Origin of the sequence: Arthrobacter sp. NPDC058288 (assembly GCF_042880995.1) — a bacterium.
Taxonomy (GTDB): domain Bacteria; phylum Actinomycetota; class Actinomycetes; order Actinomycetales; family Micrococcaceae; genus Arthrobacter.
Genome location: NZ_JBHVYH010000002.1, coordinates 82,434 through 105,264 on the forward strand (window position 1 = coordinate 82,434; position 22,831 = coordinate 105,264).

The 22,831-nt window shown below is 67.0% G+C and carries 21 protein-coding genes and 1 pseudogene; 7 read left to right on the forward strand and 15 right to left on the reverse strand.

The genetic code is table 11. From position 1 onward, the window contains the following. Nucleotides 1–55: 55 nt before the first annotated feature. The 10 genes and pseudogenes from ACFVWT_RS09120 to ACFVWT_RS09165 all read right to left on the reverse strand — a co-directional run. Nucleotides 56–439 (reverse strand): annotated as a pseudogene (locus ACFVWT_RS09120) (VanZ family protein); the annotation flags it as partial. Then, nucleotides 436–1,707, reverse strand: a complete 1,272-nt coding sequence (locus ACFVWT_RS09125; protein WP_390247293.1) for a glycosyltransferase family 1 protein — start codon at nt 1,705–1,707, stop codon at nt 436–438. The pseudogene ACFVWT_RS09120 and the gene ACFVWT_RS09125, both read right to left, overlap by 4 nt. Continuing rightward, entirely contained in the window at nt 1,704–2,834 is a 1,131-nt protein-coding gene (locus ACFVWT_RS09130; RefSeq protein WP_390247294.1) for a DegT/DnrJ/EryC1/StrS family aminotransferase, read from the reverse strand. The genes ACFVWT_RS09125 and ACFVWT_RS09130 overlap by 4 nt, the downstream gene beginning before the upstream one ends. Beyond that, nucleotides 2,831–4,354: an oligosaccharide flippase family protein gene (locus ACFVWT_RS09135; RefSeq protein ID WP_390247296.1), complete on the reverse strand. Its 1,524-nt coding sequence runs from the start codon at nt 4,352–4,354 to the stop codon at nt 2,831–2,833. Before ACFVWT_RS09135 ends, ACFVWT_RS09130 begins: the two co-directional genes overlap by 4 nt. Next, on the reverse strand, nt 4,351–5,433 hold the full coding sequence (locus ACFVWT_RS09140) for a glycosyltransferase family 2 protein (protein WP_390247298.1): 1,083 nt from the start codon (nt 5,431–5,433) through the stop codon (nt 4,351–4,353). Before ACFVWT_RS09140 ends, ACFVWT_RS09135 begins: the two co-directional genes overlap by 4 nt. Next, nucleotides 5,433–6,080: an acetyltransferase gene (locus tag ACFVWT_RS09145; RefSeq protein ID WP_390247300.1), complete on the reverse strand. Its 648-nt coding sequence runs from the start codon at nt 6,078–6,080 to the stop codon at nt 5,433–5,435. Before ACFVWT_RS09145 ends, ACFVWT_RS09140 begins: the two co-directional genes overlap by 1 nt. Beyond that, nucleotides 6,073–7,248 (reverse strand): DegT/DnrJ/EryC1/StrS family aminotransferase, encoded by a 1,176-nt coding sequence (locus tag ACFVWT_RS09150; protein ID WP_390247302.1) that lies wholly within the window; start codon nt 7,246–7,248, stop codon nt 6,073–6,075. Before ACFVWT_RS09150 ends, ACFVWT_RS09145 begins: the two co-directional genes overlap by 8 nt. Continuing rightward, complete coding sequence (locus ACFVWT_RS09155) at nt 7,245–8,240, reverse strand: NAD-dependent epimerase/dehydratase family protein (protein WP_390247303.1); 996 nt, start codon at nt 8,238–8,240, stop codon at nt 7,245–7,247. The genes ACFVWT_RS09150 and ACFVWT_RS09155 overlap by 4 nt, the downstream gene beginning before the upstream one ends. Next, nucleotides 8,237–9,349 (reverse strand): Gfo/Idh/MocA family protein, encoded by a 1,113-nt coding sequence (locus ACFVWT_RS09160; RefSeq protein WP_390247305.1) that lies wholly within the window; start codon nt 9,347–9,349, stop codon nt 8,237–8,239. The genes ACFVWT_RS09155 and ACFVWT_RS09160 overlap by 4 nt, the downstream gene beginning before the upstream one ends. A 15-nt stretch (nt 9,350–9,364) precedes the next feature. Beyond that, nucleotides 9,365–10,933: a sugar transferase gene (locus ACFVWT_RS09165; RefSeq protein WP_390247307.1), complete on the reverse strand. Its 1,569-nt coding sequence runs from the start codon at nt 10,931–10,933 to the stop codon at nt 9,365–9,367. Between the two features lie 415 nt (nt 10,934–11,348). Here ACFVWT_RS09165 and ACFVWT_RS09170 point away from each other — a divergent pair, with 415 nt between their 5' ends. The 6 genes from ACFVWT_RS09170 (at nt 11,349) to ACFVWT_RS09195 (ending at nt 17,574) form a co-directional block, all read left to right on the forward strand. Then, entirely contained in the window at nt 11,349–12,188 is an 840-nt protein-coding gene (locus ACFVWT_RS09170; RefSeq protein WP_390247309.1) for an amino acid-binding protein, read from the forward strand. A 252-nt stretch (nt 12,189–12,440) separates the two neighbouring features. Beyond that, on the forward strand, nt 12,441–13,799 hold the full coding sequence (locus ACFVWT_RS09175; RefSeq protein ID WP_390247311.1) for an MFS transporter: 1,359 nt from the start codon (nt 12,441–12,443) through the stop codon (nt 13,797–13,799). A 98-nt stretch (nt 13,800–13,897) separates the two neighbouring features. Continuing rightward, a complete protein-coding gene (locus ACFVWT_RS09180; protein ID WP_390247313.1) occupies nt 13,898–14,581 on the forward strand; it encodes a GntR family transcriptional regulator in 684 nt (227 codons plus the stop codon). After that, the gene (locus tag ACFVWT_RS09185; RefSeq protein WP_390247315.1) at nt 14,578–15,399 is read left to right on the forward strand and encodes an aspartate/glutamate racemase family protein; all 822 of its coding nucleotides are present in this window, start codon (nt 14,578–14,580) and stop codon (nt 15,397–15,399) included. Before ACFVWT_RS09180 ends, ACFVWT_RS09185 begins: the two co-directional genes overlap by 4 nt. Before the next feature lie 10 nt (nt 15,400–15,409). Further along, nucleotides 15,410–16,837: an amidohydrolase family protein gene (locus ACFVWT_RS09190; protein WP_390247317.1), complete on the forward strand. Its 1,428-nt coding sequence runs from the start codon at nt 15,410–15,412 to the stop codon at nt 16,835–16,837. A gap of 8 nt (nt 16,838–16,845) precedes the next feature. Continuing rightward, on the forward strand, nt 16,846–17,574 hold the full coding sequence (locus ACFVWT_RS09195) for an Asp/Glu racemase (protein WP_390247319.1): 729 nt from the start codon (nt 16,846–16,848) through the stop codon (nt 17,572–17,574). 123 nt (nt 17,575–17,697) lie between these two features. Here ACFVWT_RS09195 and ACFVWT_RS09200 read toward each other — a convergent pair whose 3' ends face one another. Continuing rightward, a complete protein-coding gene (locus tag ACFVWT_RS09200; protein ID WP_390247321.1) occupies nt 17,698–18,684 on the reverse strand; it encodes a diacylglycerol/lipid kinase family protein in 987 nt (328 codons plus the stop codon). A 110-nt stretch (nt 18,685–18,794) separates the two neighbouring features. Here ACFVWT_RS09200 and ACFVWT_RS09205 point away from each other — a divergent pair, with 110 nt between their 5' ends. After that, nucleotides 18,795–19,271, forward strand: coding sequence for a pyridoxamine 5'-phosphate oxidase family protein (locus tag ACFVWT_RS09205; protein WP_390247323.1), 477 nt, complete (start codon nt 18,795–18,797; stop codon nt 19,269–19,271). On the opposite strand, the gene ACFVWT_RS09210 is transcribed toward ACFVWT_RS09205, so the two are convergent. The 4 genes from ACFVWT_RS09210 to ACFVWT_RS09225 form a co-directional block, all read right to left on the reverse strand. Next, nucleotides 19,268–20,092 (reverse strand): IclR family transcriptional regulator C-terminal domain-containing protein, encoded by an 825-nt coding sequence (locus ACFVWT_RS09210; protein ID WP_390247325.1) that lies wholly within the window; start codon nt 20,090–20,092, stop codon nt 19,268–19,270. The genes ACFVWT_RS09205 and ACFVWT_RS09210 overlap by 4 nt on opposite strands. Before the next feature lie 140 nt (nt 20,093–20,232). Next, entirely contained in the window at nt 20,233–20,928 is a 696-nt protein-coding gene (locus ACFVWT_RS09215) for a 3-oxoacid CoA-transferase subunit B (protein ID WP_390247327.1), read from the reverse strand. A gap of 1 nt (nt 20,929) precedes the next feature. Beyond that, complete coding sequence (locus tag ACFVWT_RS09220) at nt 20,930–21,589, reverse strand: 3-oxoacid CoA-transferase subunit A (protein ID WP_011693895.1); 660 nt, start codon at nt 21,587–21,589, stop codon at nt 20,930–20,932. Between the two features lie 4 nt (nt 21,590–21,593). Further along, a complete protein-coding gene (locus tag ACFVWT_RS09225) occupies nt 21,594–22,793 on the reverse strand; it encodes a thiolase family protein (RefSeq protein ID WP_390247329.1) in 1,200 nt (399 codons plus the stop codon). Nucleotides 22,794–22,831: the final 38 nt, after the last annotated feature.

A 22,831-nucleotide genomic window follows, 5' to 3' on the forward strand; every position in this document is an offset into this window, starting at 1 on the left:
TTGGTAGTGGTGCGCCGCGTCCGTGACCTGCCCGCCGGACAGCCAACGCAACGCATACGGCACCCGTCAGGGCACCGAGTGTGTTGGCGGCCAGGTCAGCGACGCTGGCCTGGCGCTGGCTGAGAAATGTGTACTGGACAGCCTCTATGGCCGCGGAAGCCAGGAGTCCGGTCGCGGCCGCCAACCACCAGCGGCGTGGCGGCAGCAGCAACGCGACCAGGACACCCAGCGGGACAAAGAGAACCACGTTCGCAGCAGCCTCCACATGCCCGTAGCGGATTCCGGACGTCAGGGCATTCCCGCGCAGTGCTGCGAGGATTTCGTTGAGGAAGCCGGCCAGGGGACGGTCCACGGGGGACGGCCAGAAACCGATAACCGCGAGGGCGGACAGATACAGTCCCAGCAGGGCGGCAAGGGTCCACCGGCGGCCGCCCATCATCCGTGGCTTCCGGTTTCGGCGCCGCGGGTGCCCGCGGCGTAGTGCCAGGTTTCCTGGCTGGACGTGGACGGCCGGGCGGGGAGGCCCGCCACGGCGTCGCTGATGAGGTTGGAGACCGCAGCCTGGGTCCCGTCCCAGCCTTGCCGGACTCCGGCTGAGCACTCGATGCTGCGGGATCCTGACGTCATTTCCACGACAGCGGACAGCGCGTCTGCCAGCCCTCCCGGTGTTGCAGGCGCCCATGCGACCCCTGGATTGGGCAGGTCCAGGCGAGCGTACCGGTGGTCGTTGACGACGGGAGTCAGTCCCGCTGCGAGCATTTCCTCGGCCACGAGGGAGATGTTGGTGAACGACATGGCGAGACCGGCCGCAGACGTGTTGTACAAGGTGTTCAGCTGGACCGGAGTCAGCTTTCCGTGATGGACGTGGGGGACGGTCCAACGCCCCATCGGGTCCCCGTATACATGGATCGGTTGCCCGGGATGGCGGCTGTGGAAGTCTTCCAGTGCCAAGCGCGCCAGCAGGAAGCCGCGCCGGTCCACCGCCTCGCGGGCGTAGAAGACCACTCCCCGCCGGGGTCCCACGTTGTCCAGCCTGTAGGTCCCGGTGTCACAGCCGAAGGAGACCATCGAGGAATCGACCCCCACGTTTTCCAGGAGTGTCGCTGCGACCATGCCGCCGAGGGCGATGTGGCGAAAACCGAAGCGGTAGGTGTCCTCGGCCAGGCTGTAAAGACTTCCGCGGGGATAGAAGAAGGGCTCGAAGTCCTGAACGAGATAGAAACGGTGAGTGCCTTTGTTGCTTCGGCGGGCAAGAACGTGGGCCGTATCCCAGGAAGTGGCCACGCACGCGTCATAGCCCTCGATGGCTTGGGGCACGATTCTGATGTCGGCCTTCAGATGGGGCCAGTATTGGCGGATAATCGCCGTGTTCCGCACCGGATCGGAATCGTGCCGGTTGTACAGCAGCACCGTGCAGCGGTGTCCGCGGTCCTCCATCCCCGCAACCATGCGGAAGAGCGTTGTGTGACCGCCGGATCCGGGGCTGGGCGGGGTACACAGCCAGGCAACGCTTAGCTTCTTCCTGGTGCTTCCGGCGGGCGGCGGTTCCAACTGCAGCCGCGTGGAATCCGCGATGTCCTCCGGAAGCAGCGGGAAATCCAGACCGGCCGCATCGAAGCGGCTCGCCAGGCTGCCCGCAACACGCCGGGCAACACGCCGGCCCGCGTCCCGGGGTCCCATGGTGAGGAGCCGTTTCAGGACGCTCATGCTCCACCCCCGACGGCGTTGCGAAGGCTTTCCACGACGTGCTCCTGCTGGCTCGCCGTGATGTGCGGGTAAATGGGCAGGGACAGGATCCGGCGGGACGCCGCCTCGGCAACCGGGAAGCTTCCGGCTTCCAGTCCCAGCTTCCGCCAAGCCTCGGTGCGGTGGACGGGAACCGGGTAGTGGACGCCGGTGGACACTCCGGACTGCTGCATATCGGCCGCAATCCGGTCCCGGTCCTCCAGCCGGACCACGAAGAGGTGCCATACGTCAGAGTTCCCCGGCGCGGACCGCGGCAGCCGGACAGCTTCCACATCCGCCAGCAGCCCCTGATAGCGTGCAGCAGCCTGGCTGCGCATGTCGTTCCAGTCCCGGAGCCGCTTGAGTTTCGTCAGCAGCACGGCGGCCTGGATGGTGTCCAGCCTCGAGTTGCACCCCATGACTTCGTGCTCGTACTTGCGTTCGCTACCGTGTGCGCCGAGCAGCCGGACCAGGCGCGCAACGTCGTCGTCGTCGGTTATGACGGCGCCTGCGTCACCAGCAGCACCGAGGTTCTTCCCCGGGTAGAAGCTTGTGGCCGCGATGCGGCCCAGGGTGCCCGCGGACCGGCCGAACCGTAACGCGCCCTGTGCCTGCGCGGCATCCTCAATGATCACGGCGCCGCATAGTTCGGCAATGGGAGTCAGCCGCTCCACAGGGGCCACCTGGCCAAAAAGGTGAACCGGGAGGATGGCTGCGGTCCGGTCGGTCACGCGGTGCCGGACCGATTCCGGATCCAGCAGCAGATACTCCTCGTCCACATCCGCAAGGACGGGTACGGCGCCCACCCTCACCACTGCTTCCACGCTCGCGATGAATGTGTTGGCCGGCACGATGACTTCCTGCCCGGGCCCTACGCCTGCGCCCAGCAGCGCGAGTTCCAGGGCATCCGTGCCGTTTCCGACGCCTATGCAGTGGCGCGCTCCGAGAAAATCGGCGTACTGCTGCTCGAAGAGCTCAACCTCTTTCCCGCCGATGAAGGCCGCACGCTGCAGGATGTCCTGCAGGTGGGGCTCCAGTTCTTCATGGATTTCCGCCTGCTGGGCGACGAGGTCCACCAGGGGGACCCGAAGTTGCGCCGGAAAGTTCATGGTGCGCTCCTTAGACTCAGCGTGTCGGCCGCGTTTGCCGGCGCGGGGACTCCCGCTGCTTCGGCGGCATTCAGTGATTTCAGGCTCGCGAGTGCCTGGAGGACATACCGCCCGATGAGCAGCACGTAGAGCGCGGCTCCGGTGAGGCCGCCGGCCACGACAGCTGCGAAGGGCTCACGAACGGCCCCCGCCACAATCCAGGCCGCCACCCCGGCCAGGACGGCCGCTGCGGCGGGCGGCGCGCACTGCAGCAGCATCGCGCCGATCCCGGCCCCCACGGTGCGACGGACCATGAGGAAGAAGACCGGGAGCACCACGAGCCAGATCACGACCGCCTGCCCCGCGCCGACGCCGGCGAGGCCGCCAAGCCGGGCCCCGGCCAGGAGCGCGGGGAGCAGGCTGACGAACCACACCACCTGGACCCAGAACAGGCCCACCGTGCGGCCGGCCCCGACACACAGGTCCGCGAGCATCTCCGTGAGGATTCGGCCCGCCCCAAAAATTCCCAGTCCGATCATGGCTCCGGCCGCTCCGGTCCACGCCTGGCCGTAAAGGACCTTGATCAGCGGGCCGGCCAGACCCACCAGGAGCGCGGAGACGGGTAGGGCCAGGCAGGCCGCGGCTCCAAGCGCTGCCGGAGCGGCTTCTGCCAGCATGCCTGCTTTGTGCAGCCGGCCGAACGTCGGGATGGCCACGGTGCGGATCACGGCGGTAATGAGGCTGCTGGGGAGGCTGGCAAGGTTGAACGCCAGCAGGTAGATGCCCAGTTCCGCCGTCCCGAGGTTCCTGCCCACGATGACGTAGTCCAGGTTCAGGGTGGCAAAAACAACGAGGTTTGCCAAAGCCAGAGGCATGCCCAGGCGCAGCACGTATGCAGCCTCGGCCCGCCGGAACCCGGGCAGGAACCGCTGGGGCGTAACCCGCCAGTACCCGATGGTGGTGAGCAGTTGCCCGGCAAGCCTGGACCAGGCGAGGGCGAAGGCTCCCCAGCCATCAAGTGCCATGGGGATGACGAGGGCCAGGCTGCACAGCGCGCCGGCGATTTCCACGAGGGCCCGGGGGCGTTGGAGGTAGTTCCGCCACACCATGGCGGCGGGGACCCCGGACAGGCCGGACAGAAGGATGGTGAAGGCCATGATCTGCACGATTGGCGCGGCAGAGGGATCGCCCATGGCCGCTGCAAGAACGGGCGCGCCGGCGAACACTGCGGCCGTGATGACCGTGCTGGTTACCAGGCCGATGGTGAAGATGGTCGGCGCGATCTCCGCGGGGTCGCGGTCCCCGCGCCCGAGTGCGGCCGTGGCTCCCAGCTCAGTGACGTTCATGGCAATGGTCTGCACCACCAGGGCGATGGCGAGGGCGCCAAAGTGTTCCGGGGCGAGGATGCGGGCAAGGATCAAGGTGGTGACAAATTGCAGCACACGGCCTGAGCCGACTCCTACTGCGCCCCACAAAAGGCCGCCCCTGAACCCGGTCCTCACCGTTTCAAGGCCCGCCTCCGGGTCTCCTTGGGTCCTCACGATATGCCTGCTTTTCGCCAGGCAGTCCAGCGGACCCTGTCCACTTGGCGCCGGTAGCCTTCGATCATGCTTTGGACACCTGTCGGTGCAGCACGCCGGCCTGCGCGGACCAGCCTGTGTCGCAATGCTCTGCCGCGCAGCGTGGACGCCGCCGACGGGAAGGCTGACTTGGCCACGTCCAGCAGTGACAGGGATACGGAAACGGCGCCTCCGGCGTCGAGGTTCCGTTCCGCCAGCAGGAGCGATTCCCGGCCGACTCCTCGCCGGGCCATCCGGTGCAACCGTGCAGCATCGGGCAGTTCCGCTGCCAGTTCGGCAGTGGCAAGCACCTCGAAGGCGTCCAGCCGGTGCTTGAGATCCACCTGGATGGTGTCAAAGCTGGTCAGGTGCATGTTGTTTCCGTGCACGCGGTAGTACGCCTGCACTGGGCCGTTGATCCGGCCCACATCCCAACGCGCAGCAGTCCTGACCCAGTATTCCAGGTCCCCGGAGTGCGGCAGTTCGGCGTTATAGGGTCCTACCTGGCGCATGGCGTCCGTGCGCATGACGACTTCCGGGGAGAGGATGAAACACCGGCCCCGCCAGCATGCCCACCGCAGCCACTCCCTGCCGGACCAGACGGTCCAGCTGCTCTTCCGTCCGTCGGCCGGGATGTCCGGCACGCCCTGGGCGTCGTCGAACTCCAGGGGCATCCCGTACACCATGCCCACGCCCGGGTGCGCCTTCATGAGGTCCGTGGCCCGGCCCAAGGCACCCGGTGCCAGCAGGTCATCTGCGGAAACGAGTGCCACGAATTCGGTCTCCACGCGGGCAAGGCCGTCGTTATACGTGGCGATGTGGCCCTGGTTCACCTCATGGCATAGGAGCGTTATCCGCGGATCCGCCGCCGCCAGCTCCCGGGCAACATCAGCGGACCCGTCCGGGGAAGCATCGTCCACGATGATCACCCTGGTTGACACGCGTTCCTGGGACAGCGCGCTGTGCACCACTTCAGCCAGGAAATGCCCGTAGTTGTAGCAGGGCACAACCACGGTGACACCGGTGGTGCCGGCAAATGGGACAGGCCTGGCGCGTCGCATCAGAGCACCGCCATCGCGCGCCTGATGGCCCGCGCCGGAACACCGGCCCAGGTTTCTCCGGCCGGAACGTCGGACAGGACTACGGCACCCATCCCCACGGTGGCGCCGGCGCCGACGGCCGTCCGTTCCCGCACGCAGGAGTTCATGCCCAGGTAGGCGGCCCGTCCCACCCTGACACCGCCGCCCAGCGAAACACCGGCCGCGAACGTGGCGAAATCCTCCACAGTGTCGTCGTGGGTGAGGGTCACTCCCGGCATCACCACCACATGGTTGCCGATGGTGACGTCGGCTGTCAGGGTGACATGGCCCAGCAGGATGTTGCCGTGGCCGATCCGGCACCCTTCCGGGAGCCGCACCGAGGCGTCAATCACGGTGGCGTAGCGCCGCTCCGGGAACCCGAGGCCGGCAAGCCTCGCCACTATCCCGGCACGAGCGTTGCCGGCGCCCACACAGACCACCATCTTCGCGTCCGGGTAGTTGAGCGCGTGGCTGACCGGACCCAGGATGTGCGATCCGTCCATCGTGGTGCCCGCCCTGCCGGCATCGTCGTCGAGGATTCCCACGACGTCGAACTGGCCGCTATCGCGTACCGTGGCGAGCACTTCGCGGGCAAGCCCGCTCGCAGCGATGAGAATAAGGTCAGCCACGGGTTCCCTCACCGCCCGCCAGCCGGATGGACCGGAGTACCCGGGACTGCTCGCCCGGCGTCAGCTGGTGGTAGACCGGCAGGATCAGGGTGTTGTCCGTCAGCCGTTCCGTAACGGAGAGGTCGGCTGCGCCGGTATCCCGTCCGGCGTAGGCGGGCTGCCGGTGCGCAGCCATGATCCCGCGGCGGGCCGAGATGCCGTCACGTGCCAGGCGCTCCAGGAGTTCCTCCCGATTGAGGGGGAATGACGGCAGGACCTCCACCCAGAAGGACTGGAAATTGCTGGTGCCGTAGGCCGGGTCGCGGACCAGCCGCAGGCCCACAACGCCGTCCAGACCAGACTGGTAGCCGGCCACGATTTCGCGGCGTCGGGCCACGGCCTCCGCCAGCCGCCCCAGCTGGACGAGTCCCACGGCGGCCTGCATGTCCGTCATCCGGAAGTTGAACCCGGCTTCCAGGTACTCCTCCGCCGGCGCCAGGAGAGCGGCATGGCGGTCGTTGGCCGAAACGCTCATGGCGTGTTCGCGCAGCCTTCGTGCCCGGCCGGCCCACTCGGGATTCCGGGTAGTCAGCATGCCACCCTCCCCGGTGGTCAGAATCTTGCGCGGGTGGAAGGACCACGCGGCCAGCTCCGCGCCCGCCCCCACGGGCCTGCCTTGGTAGGTGGACCCGGCTCCGCACGCCGAATCCTCGACCACCGTGATGCCCAGGGGGTCGCACAGCGCCCGGATCGGATCCAGGTCCACCGGCATTCCGCCCTGGTCCACCACGATCACGGCCTTGGTGGCCGGCGTCAGCGCGGCGGCGATGGTCCCTGCGGAGACGTTGCCGGTTTCCTCTTCAACATCGCAAAACACCGTCCTCGCTCCCACGTAGCCGGCAGCGTTTGCGGTGGCAATGAAGGAGAAGGACGGCACCACCACGTCGTCGCCGGGCCCGATGCCGGCCACTTTGAGCGCCAGGTGCAGGGCGGTGGTGCAGTTGGAAACGGCGACGGCGAACATCGCCTGTTGGGCGGCGGCGAAGGCTTCCTCGAACTGCGCAACACGGGGACCCTGGGCCACCCAGCCGGACGCAATCACCTCGGCGACGGCCTCAGCTTCTTCGATTCCAAGCCATGGCTTCATGACATTGATCCGGCTCAGCGTCTGGTCCTGGCTGATGGTCACCGCACGCCTCCGACCCTGGCGGCGGCAATTTCGCCGCGAAGCGGACGCCACCAGTCCACGAGTTCCCGGAGCCCGTCCTCAAGCCCGGTTTCAGCCGCGAAGCCAAGGTCAAGCCGCGCAGCGGAAGTGTCCGCGAGGCGACGGACCACGCCGTTGATGGCGCGGTCCGGGCCGTGCTCCACGTGCAGTTCGGAATCCATGGCCCGCAATAACGCCTCGGCAAGTTTCAGGAGGCTGGTTTCTTCCCCGCTGGCCACGTTGTAGACGCCCTCACGCGCCCCGCTTCCGGCGGCCAGGACATTGGCGCGGGCAACGTCACGGGTGTGGATGAAATCCATGGTCTGCCGTCCGTCACCAAAGATCAGCGGCGGCTGTCCGTCCGCGATGCGCTCCATCCATCGCACCAGGACTTCCGTGTAGAGGCCGTGCACATCCATCCGCGGCCCGTAGACGTTGAAGTAGCGCAGCAGGACGTAGTCCAGGCCGGTCATCGCGCGGAAGCTTCGTGCCATTCCCTCGTTGAAGGACTTCGCTGCGCCATAGAACGTGTCGTTGTTGTGGTGGTGGTGCCGTTCGGTGGTGGGGAATTCCTCCGCCATTCCGTAGACCGATGCGCTCGACGCTGCCACCAGCTTGCCCACACCGTGCTCGGCTGCCGCCTCGAAGACATTGAACGTGCCATCCACCAGCACTTCGAGGGCGAGCCGCGGCTCCTCGGCGCACTGGGTGATCCTGATGGCCGCCTGATGGAAAACGATGTCCTTGCCGCGGGTGAGGTCGTGGACCAGGTCCCGGTCGCGCAGGTCCCCTTCGACGAGTTCCACCCTGCCGGTGGCCACGGCGTCATCCAGGTTGGCCCGGCGGCCCCGGACAAGGTTGTCCAGGACGGTTATCCGCTCAACGCCGGCGGTGACCAGGTGGTCGACAATCGTGGATCCGATGGTGCCGGCTCCGCCGGTGACCAGGACCCGCGCACCCTGGAGCATGCTCATCGCCGTCCCTCCAACTGGGTTTCGTTGCCCGTGACGGCGACAGACGCCCCGTCCCCGCTGAGGCTGCGGCTGACCGCTTCCAGAACGGAGAGCACCCGCAAACCGGACGTCCCGCTGGTCCGCGCCGGGCGATGATGCCAGATGCTGCTGGCGAATTCCGCCACCATCTGGCCGAGGGCCTCGTGTTCCGGAAGTGCGGGGGCCCAGGTGTCGCCCAGCCGGTATGAAATGGCGAATGCCTTCTTCTCCGCGGGCGAACGGTATTTCCGGTCCAGGCTGACCCCGCGGTCGTAGACACTGAGCCGTTGCTGCGGATTCAGGTCGTCCCAGACGAGGGTCCGCTGGGAACCGCCCACCACCATCTGGCGGATCTTGGTAGGGCTGAGCCAATTCACGTGCACGTGCGCCATGGCATCGTTCGGCAGCGCAAACGTCAGGTGCCCCACGCAGTCCCTTCCGGTGCCCAGCGGATCGGCTCCGTGGGCCGCCACTTCAGCGGGACGGAGGCCGCCGGGCAGGATGAAATCGATGATGGCAAGATCGTGCGGTGCCAGGTCCCAGAACACGTCAACATCCGGCTGGACGAGCCCCAGGTTGATGCGCACCGAGTCGATGAACAGGATCTCGCCCAGCGAACCCTCCGCGATCAGTTCGCGGATCTTCAGGACGGCGGGGGTGTAACAGTACGTATGGTCGGCCATCAGGACCAGCCCGCGACTCTCTGCTTCTTCGACCATCTCCACGCCTTTGGCCCTGCTGTCAGCCAGTGGCTTTTCGACGAGCACGTGCTTTCCCGCGCGCAAAGCCGTCAGGGCGATCCCGTGGTGGGTGTGCGCCGGGGTGGCGATGGCTACTGCGTCGACGTCAACCGTATCCAGCAGTTCGTCGATTGATTCGCAGACCGGCACGCCGCCATGGGCTGCGGCGAGCTTAGCGGCGCGGTCGCGGTCCATGTCCACGATGGCGGCCAGTTGCCAGTCCGGGCTGGCCTTGAAGTTCCGGGCGAGGTTTGGCCCCCAGTAGCCAGCCCCGATAACGGCGGCCCGCAGCGGTGCGGCGGATGCCATAAGGTCAAGGTCCCGGCGGTAGGACTCCTGTGACGATTCCATATCTGTCCCCTCCACTTAATACGCGCCCGCAGGCATGCACATTGCTTTGAAGGTCCGCCACATGATGATGACGTCCCCCATGATCGACCAGTTTTCGACGTAGTAGAGATCGAGGCGGACGGCCTCATCCCAGGGCAGGTCCGAGCGGCCGTTGACCTGCCAGAGCCCGGTGATTCCGGGCTTGATGAGCAGCCGCCGGTGGGTGTGCCGTTCGTAGGCCTCCACTTCGCGCTGCAGCGGTGGCCGGGGGCCCACCAGGCTCATTTCGCCGGTGAGCACGTTCCAGAACTGCGGAAGTTCGTCGAGTGAGTAACGGCGCATCCAGCGCCCGCAGCTGGTCACCCGCGGATCGTTCTGCATCTTGAACAGCACGCCCGCACCTTCGTTGCGGGCCATCAGCGCCACGAGTGACGCCTCCGCGTCGGTGACCATGGAACGGAACTTGATCATCCGGAACGGCCGGCCGGCTTTGCCCACCCGCTCCTGCTTGAAGAACACGGGTCCGGGGCCGTTCCGCTTGACGATCACGGCCAGGACCAGGAACAGCGGAGACAGCAGGACGAGGGCCACGGAGGCGACCACAATGTCCAGCAGCCGCTTGAGCACATGCTTGCCGCCGCTGTACTGCGGGACGTCCACGTGCATCAGCGGCAGTCCTTCCACCGGCCGCCAGTGGATCCGCGGCCCGGCGACATTCGTGAGCGTTGAAGCAAGGACCAATTCGGCGGAATGCTCTTCCAGCCGCCAGCCCAGCTCCCGGATGTACTGGTTGCCCCCCGGCACAGGACCCGCCACGATGACGGCCTCGGCGCCGTACCTTCCCACGGTCCGGACAACGTCGTCGGTGGAGGACAGCACCGGAACGCGGCGTCCGTCGACGTCGAGCGTCATTCCCCGGCGGGCACCAGGCAGTGACACCCCCAGGATTTCGTAGGCTGCACCCGTCTTCTTGGCGATCCGGCCGAGCACATAGCGGACATCTTCGGGCTGGCCAATGACGATCGCCTTCACCAGGAACTGGCCGTCGGCCTGTTTCCGGTTATACCAGCGGCGCGCGAGCCAGCGGTTCCCCACCAGAGCCAAGAGCCCCAGCGGGAACGACCCGACGTAAAAGGCCCAGGCCGGTTCCAGCCGGAATACCACCAGGAAGACCGCCAGCAGGCCAAACACCCGGGTGGTGGCAACGGCAACGCGTTTGTATTCGCTGGAACCGACTCCGAGAACTTTGGGGTCCCTCGTCCGGTAAAAGTGGAGGGCGCCTGTCCATAACACCACGAGGCCTGCGGCCAGGACGGCGCCCAGTGCATTGTCGCGGCTTTCCGCAAAGGATCGGCCGCCGTCGAACCGGATCACATATCCGAGCAGCACCGAAAAGACCACCAACAGCGTGTCGGTCAGGCGGAGGAAGCGGGCCAGGAAGCGCGCCCATTCACGGCCGGAGAGCCTGCGCTCGGGCGGCTGCCCCTCCGGGCCTCCAAGGGAATGCCCGACGGCGGAACGCGGCGGGCTGGCGACCCTCCCGGAACTCACTCCGGGACTAATGAACTTCAGCACGAACGGGCTTGTTTTACCCAGTTGGCTCATTTCAGCCCCCGCATATTGAGAGCGATATGCCTGCAGACGAGGTCGCCATTTGCCTATCCCCCGACCATTGGTAGGCGGCACCGGTTGATGCCTTCCCCAATACAAGCCGTGGGGCCCTGCCTCCGTCACGAGGGCCACCTACCCGGCTTTCTATGCAGGTATCCGGTGCTTTATGCGGGTACTACTCGGTCGTCTTACGGACCGTTAGGTGGACGGGCGGAAACTACGTGCAGGTCTTAAGGCCCGGGACACCCGGGCCTACCTGCTCGAGCATCTAGGCGGCCTGCGGCCGGCCCCGGACGGCCGCAGCCTCCGCGCGGGGCAAGTACTCCAAAAATCCGCGCCATTCCAAGGATGTTGGCGATCGTGACGCGGTCGCAACGCCATTGAAACAGGGCCCCGACATGATGTGAGTATGAAGCGCAAGGCACAGTCCCCCGAACCTGTCGACCTGAGCTGCGAAGTTTGCGGTCAGATGCCGGAGCCCACCAAAGCACGGCTAACCCTGGCGAACATCGCCGTCATGCTGCCCATTGAGCTCCTGGTGCACGCGGCCGTAGTGGAGACCCACCTCCCCTACGTGGCCAAGGTCCTGGTCCTTACCCTGACGGCAACAGTCCTGGTGATCTGGGTGGCTGAGCCATCCGCAGCCCGGATGCTGAGGAGTTGGCTGCACGCTCCCGCACTGCGGCACCGGAAACGGCTGAACACCGCACCTGCCCTCTGGCGGGCACGCACCGTGCTGCGCGACCAGCCAGGGTCGCTTCAGAAAATCACCCTGGCGCTGGCCCGGCTGGACACCAACATCCTCAGCATCCACATCCATCCGGTGGCGGGCGGCGTACTCGACGAGTTCGTCCTCTCCGCGCCCGGGAATCTCGGCGAACGTGAGCTCCTGGACGCCCTGCGCGACGGCGGCGGCAGGCACCCGCACGTCTGGCCCACCACGGCCCTGGCCATGGCAGACGGCCAGACCAGGGCACTCAGCCTCGCCGCCCGGATTGCGGGCAACCCGGATGAGCTTCCGCTGGCCGTCGCCGAGCTGCTTTCCGCCAGGATTGTTCCCGACGCTGCTGAGGGGCGCCAGGAACTCCTGGCCACAGCCGACGCCGGGACGGTGCTGAAGATCCCGACGGCGTGGCACGGCCCCGTCACCTTCTACCGCCCCGGCGAACCCTTCACTCCAGCGGAATCAGCGCGCGCCCACCGGCTGGCGGAGCTCGCGGAGATCCTGGCGCACAGCGACAGCCCGTAGTCACAATCGGTAAATAGGCTGCCCGGCGGGCTGCGCGCGGAAAACCCTTGACAGTGGCGGGGCTCACTTCTATCTTTAATTTTGGGATCCCAAAACGGGATCCCAAAAGTGACCACTATCCCGGACCCTGGCGCCCCGAGCGGCGTACCCAGAGCCAGCCCTGGACAGTAAGGCCCCGCCGGATCCGGCCGCGGCCAGCCATAACACCAGAGTCTTTCCCCTGCCCGCAATCTTCCCCGTGAAGGAGAAGCTGTGTCTCTTCCAAGTACCGAAACTTCCAGCACCGATCCAACCGCAGTTCAATCCCCTGAGAGCCAGACCGGCAAGGACGGCGTGCAACGGCGCACCAACGTCCGCTGGAAGCTTTTCCTGCTGCTCCTCGTCCTGGTGGCCGTCAATTACATCGACCGCGGCTCCATCTCGGTGGCGCTCCCCATCATCCAAAAGGAATTCAACCTCGCCCCCGAACTCGTGGGCCTGCTGCTCTCCGCCTTCTTCTGGACCTATGCCCTGATGCAGATCCCGGTCGGCCTGCTGATCGACAAGTTCGGCCCGCGGAAGGTCATGACCGCTTCCTGCGTGGGCTGGGGCGCCGCAACGGCGGCCTCCGGCATGGCCGGCGGCTTCCTCAGCATGTTCATCGCCCGCCTCGGCATCGGCGTCACCGAAGCCGGCGTCATGCCGGCCGGCGGCAAGCTCAACGCCATCTGGATGCACAAGTCGGAACGCGGCCGCGGCGCCACCATCCTGGACGCCGGCGCTCCACTGGGAGCCGGGCTCGGCGGCATCCTCATCGCCGGCCTCATCGCCGCCACCGGCAGCTGGCGCAGTTCATTCGTCATCGCCGGCGCCGCCACGGTCCTGATGGGCCTGGCCGTCTGGTGGTACGTCCGGGACAACCCCCGCCAGCACCGCGGAGTCAACGCCGCCGAGGCCGAATACATCGAAGCCTCCCACGCGGCCGAGGACGCCGAGGCCGAGCTGGACGGCAGCAAGGGCAAGCGGGCCCTGCTCCCCTACCTGAAATTCCGTTCCTTCTGGGCCATGTGCTTCGGCTGGCTGGGCTTCAACGGAGTGTTCTACGGCTTGCTCACCTGGGGCCCGCTGTACCTCGCCCAGGCCAAGGGCTTCGACCTGAAGACCATCGGCTGGTCCACGTTCGTGATCTTCGGTGCGGGCTTCGTCGGGGAAATCCTGGGCGGCACCATCGCCGACAAATGGCGGGCAGCCGGCGCCTCCGCCAACCGCGTCATGCGCACGCTGCTGGGCATCTCCAGCGTGGTTGTGGTGGGCGGCCTCGTCGGGGTGACCGTCGTGGCAGACCCGACCACCGCCGTCGTACTCCTCTCCGTGGTGATGTTCTTCCTCCGCTGGGTTGGCCTGTTCTGGAGCATTCCCTCCATCCTGGGCGGCCGGACCAACGCCGGCGTCCTCGGCGGAGCGATGAACTTCAGCGGCAACATCTCCGGCTTCGTCACCCCCATCGCGGTGGGCCTGATCGTTGGCGCCACCGGCTCCTACACCTGGGCGCTGCTGTACTTCGTCGGGTCCGCGATCATCATGGGCGTGTCCGTCCTGGTGCTGGACTACAACAAGCGCCTCCCTGTCTAGGCGGTCGGCTCTAAGCTGGCAGCCCTAAGCTAGGCACCGCAGCACCACCTCCCTGTGCCGGGAGCGCACTACCCGTCAAGAAACCCGAATGGAGCACCATGCTTACCGCAGAAGAAACCCAGGACAAGGAACGCCCCCTCCGCGAGACCGTCCGGGACACGCTCCGTACCAGGATCTTCGAAGGGCACTACGCTCCCGGCACCCGGCTGGTGGAACGGGACCTGGCAGCCGAGTTCAACGTCTCGCGGCTGCCGGTCCGGGAAGCGCTGCGGATGCTGCGCCAGGAAGGCCTGCTCAGCGACCGGGGGGCCCGCGGTGCCGAGGTCAGCTCGCTCAGCCCCAAGGATGTGGAGGACCTCTTCGACGTCCGCCAGTCGCTGGAGGTACTGGCCTGCCGGCTGGCTGCCGTCCGCGCCACCGGCGAGGACCTTGAGTACCTTGCCGGACTGCTGGACGAGGCCGAACGCTGCCTCGCCAAGGGCGCCGTCATGGAGGCCCACCGCGCCAACAGCGAATTCCACGACGCCATCACCCGGATCGCGGACAACGGCTTCCTGAGGTCTGCCCTGGAGCCGCTTCAGGGCCGGATGCACTGGCTGTTCCGGCACGTGAGCGACCTGCCCGAATTGATCCGGGAGCACCAGGAACTCTACGCCGCCATCGCCAGCGGCGACCCGGACCGCGCCGCGGCCCAGTCGGCGTCGCACATCGGCAAATACCGCGAACAGTTCCCCGACGACTTCCAGAAAACTGAACCCGCCCTTCACCGGAAGAAAAAATGAAACTTCTCGTCATCAACCCCAATATCAGCGACGACGTCACGGCGCTGATCGAATCGGAAGCCCTGCGCTCCGCCTCGCCGGACACCGAACTGGTGGTCCGCACCGCCGCGCACGGCGTCGAATACATCGAAACCCGCTTCGAGTCCCTGATCGCCGCCGGCGCGGTGGCTGAGGTGATCGCCGAATACACCGCGGAAACGTCCGACGGCGGCCCATCTGTCGGCGCCGACCGCATCGACGCGGCACCCATCGACGGGGTCGTCGTCGCGGCCTTCGGGGATCCGGGAATGCCCGCCCTGAAGGAGCTCACGGACGTCCCCGTCATCGGCATCACGGAGGCCGCGCTGTGCGCCGCCGCCCTGCAGGGCCACCGCTTCTCCATCATCGCCATCTCCGACCGGATCCGGCCCTGGTACCTGGACTGCGTGGAGCGCTTCGGCCTCGGCGGCCGGCTGGCCTCCATCCGCTCCATCAATGAGGCGCTGAACGGCATCGGCTCCGTGCAGCAGGACTTCAAGGAAACCCTGCTGGCCCTCAGCCGGCAGGCCGTCGCGGAGGACGGGGCCGACGTCGTGATCCTCGCCGGCGCGCCCCTCGCCGGCCTGGCCCGCGAACTAAGCGGCCAGATCCCGGTTCCGGTGGTGGACGGCATCTCCGCCGGCATCCGCATGGCGGAGGCCGTCGTCGGACTTCAATCCGGCCCGCACCGCGCCGGTGCCTTCGCGCCGCCGCCCGTCAAGGCCCGCAAGGGACTCTCCGAAAACCTCGACGCCGCCCTGGCCGCCGCACAGACAGAACGCACCGCTTCAAAGAACTAGGAGGACAAAGATGTCCCGCATTCCCGACCTCGTCATCGCCCACGGCACCGTGGTCAACAGCTCCGGCCGACAGACCGCCCACGTGGTGGTCCGCGACGGCCGCGTGGAGCAGCTCATCGACGCCGCGGAACCCGTCCCCGCCGCAGTCCGCACCATCGACGCCACCGGACAACTGGTGATTCCGGGCGGCGTGGACGGCCACTGCCATGTGGCCCAGGTAACCGGCCGCTTCCGCACCCTGGACGACTACCGCACCACCTCCACCGCGGCACTGTGGGGCGGCACCACCACCATCATCGACTTCGGCATTCCCCGCGACGCGCAGGAAACCCCGCTGGCCGCCGTCCTGCACAAGAAGGAGCTGGCGCTGGAATCCCGCTGCGACGTCGCCCTGCACGGCTCCGTGGTCAGCTGGGACGAGACCGTGCCCTGGCAGCTGGAACAGCTCGCCGCCGAGGGGGTGCGCTCAGTGAAGATGTACACCACCAACCGCGGCACCACCATGGCGGACGGCGATACCATCCTGAAAGTGATGCGCGAGATGGTCCGGCTGGACGGCCTCACCTACATCCACGCCGAACACGACCCCATCATCAGCGACTGCACGCAGCAGCACGCCGACGACGGCAGGATCGGCATCGAACACCTGCACCGGACCCGCCCTGAACTGGCCGAGGAAATCTCGGTCAAGGAAACCCTGGCCATGGCCGAATACACCAAGGCACCGGTGTACTTCGTGCATCAGTCCACGCCGGGCGCCGTCGACCTGGTCACTGAGGCCCGGGCCCGCGGCCAGGAAGCCTACTCCGAGACCTGCCCGCATTACCTCACCCTGGATGACACGGTGTACGGCTCCGCCTTCCCGGAGTGGTACGCCTGCTGCCCGCCCATGCGCAGCCCCGAAACCGTGGCCGCTTTGAAGGAACGGCTGGCCGACGGCGCCATCCACACCGTTTCCTCGGACCACTCCTGTTACGACCTCTCACAGAAGCGCGAACGCACGGACGACATCCGCGCCATGCCGCACGGCCTGCCCGGCGTGGAAACCCGGATGCCCGTCACTTTCACGGCCATGGCGTCCGCCGGCTCGTCGGTGGAGGACTTCGTGGAAGTCTTCTCCACCGGGCCGGCCCGCATCAACGCCGTTCCCGGCAAGGGAACCATTGCCGAGGGCTTCGACGCCGACCTGGTGATCTTCGATCCCGCCGAGGAACGGATAGTCGACGGCGGCGCGCTGCACATGGGCACTGACTTCTCACCGTTCGACGGCCGGTCGCTCACCGGCTGGCCGGCCGTCGTAGTGTCAGCGGGAAGGGTGGTGCTCGACGGCGGCGGCTTCCACGATCCCGGCGCCGTGGGACGTTTCGTGGCCCGGAACGGCTTCCGCGAACACATCCCGTCCGCCGCTACTCCCGCCACCCTCTCCGCAGCAAAGTAGGAGCACCCATGCCTTCTGAAGTACGCAAGACCCGCATCGGCATGATCGTGCCGTCCTCCAACACCTGCCTGGAGCCGCAGAGCTACCGCATCCTGGGCGACCGGGACGACGTCACCATCCATTTCACCCGGATCCCGGTCACCCGGATCGCCCTGGACGATTCCTCGGACAAGCAGTTTGATCCCGCCGTCATGAGGGCTGCCGCCGAGCTCCTGGCGACGGCGGACGTGGACGTCATCGCCTGGAACGGGACGTCAGGCTCCTGGCTCGGCGCCGAACATGACCGCCAACTGGTCCGCGAGATCGTTGACGCGACGGGCATCCCGGCCACCACGTCCACGCTCGTCTACCTGGCGGCTTTCGAGTCCTTCGGAACGGAACGGATCGGACTCTTCACGCCGTACACGGCAGACGTCAACCACGCCATCATGGCCTCCTACGAGCGGGACGGCATCAAGACCATCGACCACCGAGCCCTGGGGCTGAGCGACAACGAGTCCTTCGCCAGGGTCACGGACGACGAAATGCGGCCGGGGTCGCTGGAGCTCGCGGCAACACGGCCCGACGCCCTCGTCTACCTCTGCACCAACCTGTACGGCGCCAACATCGCAGCGGAAGTGGAGGCGGAAACCGGCGTCCCGGTGCTGGACTCCGTGGCCGTGACCCTGTGGCAGTGCCTCAAACTTGCCGGGTCCCCCTTGCTCGCACCGAGGTGGGGCAGGCTGCTGGCCGGCTGAACGCCGGGCAGGCTGCATATCAACCAGCCCGCAGTTCCAGCAGCCCAGGCAAGAACCGACGGCGGCCCACCCACTGGGAGTGGACCGCCGTCGAACCTTTTTGACGCTGTTGCGCGCTGCCGTCTAAGCGCCAGCCGGCGCGTTCATCCTGACCGTCAGCGCTCCGGGAAGCATGGTCATGCGGACGTGCTTCCCGTCGCCCTCATGGTCCCCGTCAAGCTGGTAGTCGTCGGCGTGTTCAAGGGTGATCTCCACGTCCTTGCCCTGGAAGTACTCCACGGAGGTGTCCTTGCCTTTGCCTTTGCCGAGCATCCCGGCCACGACCGAGAACCAGCCGAGCTTGCCCCGGGGCGCCAGGACCACAACATCCAGCAGGCCGTCATCCACCTTCGCGTCCGGGAAGATTTCCAGGCCGCCCTGGACCTTGCCGCAGTTCCCCACCATGACGCTGCGGACCCGGCGGTGGACCACTGGTTTGCCGTCGATGACAATGCTCGCCTTCACCGGTTTGCCCGGAAGGTTCCGGATGCCCGCATCGACGTAGGCCAACCAGCCCACCTTGTCCTTCAGGTCTTCGTTGGTGTCCGCCATGATGGTGGCGTCGTACCCCACGCCGGCCATCACCAGGAAGTGCTGCTCCTTGTCAGGATCGCTCCGGACTGCACGGACCACGTCGATCTTGCGGTCCTCGCCCGTCAGGGCGCCCGCCATGGCACCTTCGATATCGGTGACATCCATGCCGAGGTTGCGGGCCAGCAGGTTTCCCGTGCCCAGCGGTAGCAGCCCCATGGGCGTGGACGTGCCGGAAAGGACCTCAGCCACGCACCGGACGGTGCCGTCGCCGCCGGCGGCAATGACGACGTCGGCGCCCCGCTCCAGCGCTTCCTTCGCCTGGCCGACGCCGGGGTCGTCCTTGCTGGTTTCGATCCACAGGGGCTCATCCCAGCCCGCATCTGCACAGTGCTTGGCCATCAGGCCGCGAACATCGAAGTCCACGGGCTTGGCCGGGTTGATGATGACGGCGGCGCGCCTGGGACCGGAACCGGCCTGCGCCGCGGTGCTGCCTTCCGGAGCGTTCGTGTTCTCCGGCTCATTGTTGTGCTGGGTCATGGCATCCTTCACGGGCAAATGGTCGGGGGTTCTCACTAAGGTGAAGCGTAACTGAAAACAGGGTCTTACTGCCTTGCCGCAACGCGGACCGGACGCCTAGGCTCAGCACCATGAACACCTCTGGGCCGGGGCCGGAAATAACAGAACTCACCGTCCGTGAATGCTGGCGGCACCTTCGCTCCGCCTCCGTGGGACGGCTGGCGGTGATCAGCAACGCCGCGCCGGAAATCTTTCCGGTGAACTACCTGCCGGATGAAGGCACGGTGATCTTCCGGACCGGCCCCGGGACCAAGCTGGACGCTGTGCTCGCCGGGGAGCCGGTGGTCCTTGAAGCCGACGGACTGAACGTCTATGGAACCATCGCGTGGAGCGTGGTGGTCAAGGGGGTCGCCGAGGCCGTGCAGCCGGGCGAGGACGCTCCTGCCGAAACGCCGTCACCCTGGCAGGAGGGGGCCAAGGACATTCTGGTCCGGATCACGCCCAGCGAACTGACCGGGCGCCGCTTTGTCATCGGCCCGCCCACCAAGTGGTGGCCGCCAGTGGAGCCGATCACTCCAGGGAAAGACGGAATGACCCAAACGGACTAATGCTTGGCTGAAAGGTCCGCCGAAATCAGCCGGGCCGTCTCAACAGTTTCCTTCCGCACCATCTCCAGGTAGGCCTTGGGATCCGGTTTCGCGGCCACCGACTGGGCCTGCAGTGACACGTTGATCGCCGCCACCACCTTCGTAGGGCCGTGGTGCACCGGCGCCGCGATGGACATCAGGCCGAGTTCGAGTTCCTGGTCCAGCAGGCACCAGCCCTGCGCGCGGACCGTGTCCAGCGCGGCCACGAGGTCTTTCGTGGTCCCGATGGCCCGGGGCGTGAGCGGCTTGATCTCAGCCTCCGCGAGGTACTGATTCAGTGCGGCCGGCGGCAGCGCCGCGAGCAGCACGCGGCCCATGGAGGTGGCGTAGGCCGGGAACCGGGTCCCCACGGTGATGCCCACGTTCATGATCCGTCGGGTGGTGACCCGGGCGATGTAGGCGATGTCCTTGCCGTCCAGGACAGCGGCCGACGTCGACTCCCCCAGGCGCAGCGAAAGTTCCTCCAGGTGCGGCTGGGCGAGCTGGGGCAGCGACAATCCGGAAAGGTAGGCGTAGCCGAGCTGCAGCACCTGCGCGGTGAGGGCGAAGGTCTTCCCGTCCGTGCGCACGTAGCCCAGTTCCACAAGGGTGTGCAGGAACCGGCGCGCGGTGGCACGGGTCAGGTCCGTCCGTGCAGCAACTTCGGTGAGTGTCATCACCGGGTGGTCGGTATCGAAGGCGCGGATCACCGCCAGCCCGCGGGCAAGCGATTGAACGTATTGGTCACTGGCCTGGGGCGCAGAGGAAGGCCTGGGCGCGGTCTCGGCTGCTGCGTCGGTCATGGTTACCAATCCTATTAGCCCGCAGCTACTCCCCCGAGCGCGAACGGACACTTCCGGCCCCGCCCCGGAGCGCGAACGGACACTTCCGGCCCGGCCGTCACGCCTGGCGGGGGCCGTAAGTGTCCGTTCGCGCTGGCGGATCAGCGTTCGACGGCGGGGGCTGCCGTGAGGGGGACGGGCACCAGGGCCTGAAGCTCCTCGAGGGTGCAGCCGAACGTTTCGCGGACCTGGACGCCGTCCGGGCCCGTGAGGAACACGGCCTTGTCCGTGTACACGCGGGTCACGCAGCCCACGCCGGTGAGCGGGTAGGTGCAGGCCTCCACGATCTTGGACACACCGTCGCGGGTCAGGAGCGTCATCATCACAAAGACGTCCTTGGCCCCGGTGGCAAGGTCCATGGCGCCGCCCACCGCGGGGATGGCATCCGGGGCGCCGGTGTGCCAGTTGGCGAGGTCACCGGTGGCCGAGACCTGGAATGCGCCGAGGACGCAGATGTCCAGGTGCCCGCCGCGCATGATCGCGAAGGAATCGGCGTGGTGGAAGTAGGACGCCCCCGGCAGTTCGGTCACGGGGATCTTCCCGGCGTTGATGAGGTCTTCGTCAATCTCATCGCCCTTGGCTTCCGGCCCCATGCCCAGCATCCCGTTCTCGGTGTGGAGCGTGATGTTCTGCTCCGGCTCGAGGTAGTTGGACACCAGGGTGGGCTGGCCGATGCCAAGGTTCACGAACGAACCGGGCTTGATATCGCGGGCCACCAACCGGGCGAGGTCGTCGCGGCCGAGGGGCTTGTCGCTGCTCTGGATCGAGCCGGTCTCGCTGCTTGTCTGTGCGCTCATGTCAGGCCACCTTCACAATGCTGTTCACGTAGATGCCGGGGGTCACGACGTTCTCCGGGTCGAGTCCGCCGGTGGGCACAATCTCCGAAACCTGGACAATGGTGTGCTTGGCCGCAGCGGCCATGATCGGGCCGAAGTTCCGGGCGGTCTTGCGGTACACCAGGTTTCCGACGCCGTCCGCCTTGAGGGCCTTGATGAGCGCCACGTCCGCGTGGATGGGAGTCTCGAAGACCTGTCCGCGGCCGTCCAGGATGCGGGTTTCCTTGCCCTCGGCCAGCATGGTTCCGTAGCCGGTGGGCGTGAAGAAGCCGCCGATGCCGGCGCCGGCGGCCCTGATGCGCTCAGCAAGGTTGCCCTGCGGGACGAGTTCCAGTTCGATCTCGCCGGCCTTGTATTTGGCGTCGAAGTGCCAGGAGTCGGACTGCCGCGGGAAGGAGCAGATCATCTTCTTCACGCGGCCTTCCTTGATGAGCAGGGCCAGGCCCTGGTCACCCTGGCCGGCGTTGTTGTTGACCACCGTGAGCTCGCGGGCGCCGCAGTCCAGCAGCGCATCGATCAGTTCGAACGGCTGGCCGGCGTTGCCGAAGCCGCCGATCATCACGGTGGAACCGTCCTTGATGCCTGCGACGGCCTCGCCGACAGTGTCAATGAAATTCAGCATGTTCTTAGCCCTTAGCTCCCGAGGTGACGTTTTCGAGGACGACGGCGAGGCCCTGGCCGACGCCGATGCAGATCGCGGCGACGCCCCAGCGTTCCCCGGAGGCCTGCAGGGACCGGGCCAGGGTGCCCAGGATGCGTCCGCCGGAGGCACCCAGCGGGTGGCCCATCGCGATCGCACCGCCGTGCCGGTTCACAATTGCGTGGTCGATGCCCCAGGCGTTGATGCAGGCCAGGGACTGCGCGGCGAACGCTTCGTTCAGTTCGACGGCGCCCACCTGCTCCCAGCTGATGCCCGCCTTCGCGAGGGCCTTGTTCGCGGCCTCCACCGGGGCGTAGCCGAAGAACTGCGGATCGTTCGCGTGCGCGCCGCGGCCCGCGATCCGGGCCAACGGCTCCATCCCGAGGATCCCGGCGGCGTTCTCCGACCCGATCCAGGCCGCGGACGCGCCGTCTGAAAGCGGGGACGCGTTGCCCGCGGTGACCGTGCCGTTCTCGGCCCGGAACACGGTCTTGAGCCCGGCGAGCTTCTCCGCCGAGGACCCGGCCCGGATGCCCTCGTCACGGACCAGGTCCGTGCCCGGCACCGGAGCCACGAGGTTGTCATAGAAGCCCTCGTCCCAGGCTGCGGCGGCAAGGTTGTGGGAGTTCGCGGAGAACTCGTCCTGCTGCTCGCGGGTGACGCCGTACTTCTCGCGCAGGCGTTCGGTGGCCTCGCCCAGGGAAATGGTCCAGTCCTTCGGCATCGCCTTGTTCACCAAACGCCAGCCCAGCGTGGTGGAGGCCAGGTTCAGGTCCCCGGCGGGGTACGGCTTCTCGGTCTTCGGCAGCACCCAAGGGGCACGGGACATCGACTCGGCACCGCCGATCAGCATCAGCTCCGCGTCCCCGGCGTTCACCTGGCGCGAGGCAATGATCGCCGCGTCCAGCGAGGACCCGCAGAGCCGGTTGACCGTGGTGCCCGGAATCGACACGGGCAGTCCGGCCAGCAGGGTGCCCATCCGGGCAACGTTGCGGTTCTCCTCACCGGCGCCGTTCGCGTTGCCGAAGACCACCTCGTCGATTCGCTCGACGTCGAGCTTCGGGGCCCGCTTGACGATCTCACCGATCACGTGCGCGGCCAGATCGTCCGGGCGGACAGCGGCGAGGCCGGAGCCGAACTTGCCGAAAGGCGTGCGCACGGCGTCGTACACAAAAGCTTCATTCATAACTATTCCTCTAATTTCCGGCTGATAGTCCCAACTAG

Bases quoted from the DNA above. Each gene is read 5' to 3' on its own strand.
- ACFVWT_RS09200 (WP_390247321.1), bottom strand. From the start codon at position 18,684: ATGACCCAGCACAACAATGAGCCGGAGAACACGAACGCTCCGGAAGGC.
- ACFVWT_RS09220 (WP_011693895.1), bottom strand. From the start codon at position 21,589: ATGCTGAATTTCATTGACACTGTCGGCGAGGCCGTCGCAGGCATCAAG.
- ACFVWT_RS09155 (WP_390247303.1), bottom strand. From the start codon at position 8,240: ATGAGCATGCTCCAGGGTGCGCGGGTCCTGGTCACCGGCGGAGCCGGC.
- ACFVWT_RS09130 (WP_390247294.1), bottom strand. From the start codon at position 2,834: ATGAACTTTCCGGCGCAACTTCGGGTCCCCCTGGTGGACCTCGTCGCC.
- ACFVWT_RS09180 (WP_390247313.1), top strand. From the start codon at position 13,898: ATGCTTACCGCAGAAGAAACCCAGGACAAGGAACGCCCCCTCCGCGAG.
- ACFVWT_RS09185 (WP_390247315.1), top strand. From the start codon at position 14,578: ATGAAACTTCTCGTCATCAACCCCAATATCAGCGACGACGTCACGGCG.
- ACFVWT_RS09215 (WP_390247327.1), bottom strand. From the start codon at position 20,928: ATGAGCGCACAGACAAGCAGCGAGACCGGCTCGATCCAGAGCAGCGAC.
- ACFVWT_RS09195 (WP_390247319.1), top strand. From the start codon at position 16,846: ATGCCTTCTGAAGTACGCAAGACCCGCATCGGCATGATCGTGCCGTCC.
- ACFVWT_RS09170 (WP_390247309.1), top strand. From the start codon at position 11,349: ATGAAGCGCAAGGCACAGTCCCCCGAACCTGTCGACCTGAGCTGCGAA.
- ACFVWT_RS09210 (WP_390247325.1), bottom strand. From the start codon at position 20,092: ATGACCGACGCAGCAGCCGAGACCGCGCCCAGGCCTTCCTCTGCGCCC.
- ACFVWT_RS09160 (WP_390247305.1), bottom strand. From the start codon at position 9,349: ATGGAATCGTCACAGGAGTCCTACCGCCGGGACCTTGACCTTATGGCA.
- ACFVWT_RS09190 (WP_390247317.1), top strand. From the start codon at position 15,410: ATGTCCCGCATTCCCGACCTCGTCATCGCCCACGGCACCGTGGTCAAC.
- ACFVWT_RS09165 (WP_390247307.1), bottom strand. From the start codon at position 10,933: ATGAGCCAACTGGGTAAAACAAGCCCGTTCGTGCTGAAGTTCATTAGT.
- ACFVWT_RS09125 (WP_390247293.1), bottom strand. From the start codon at position 1,707: ATGAGCGTCCTGAAACGGCTCCTCACCATGGGACCCCGGGACGCGGGC.
- ACFVWT_RS09140 (WP_390247298.1), bottom strand. From the start codon at position 5,433: ATGCGACGCGCCAGGCCTGTCCCATTTGCCGGCACCACCGGTGTCACC.
- ACFVWT_RS09205 (WP_390247323.1), top strand. From the start codon at position 18,795: ATGAACACCTCTGGGCCGGGGCCGGAAATAACAGAACTCACCGTCCGT.
- ACFVWT_RS09225 (WP_390247329.1), bottom strand. From the start codon at position 22,793: ATGAATGAAGCTTTTGTGTACGACGCCGTGCGCACGCCTTTCGGCAAG.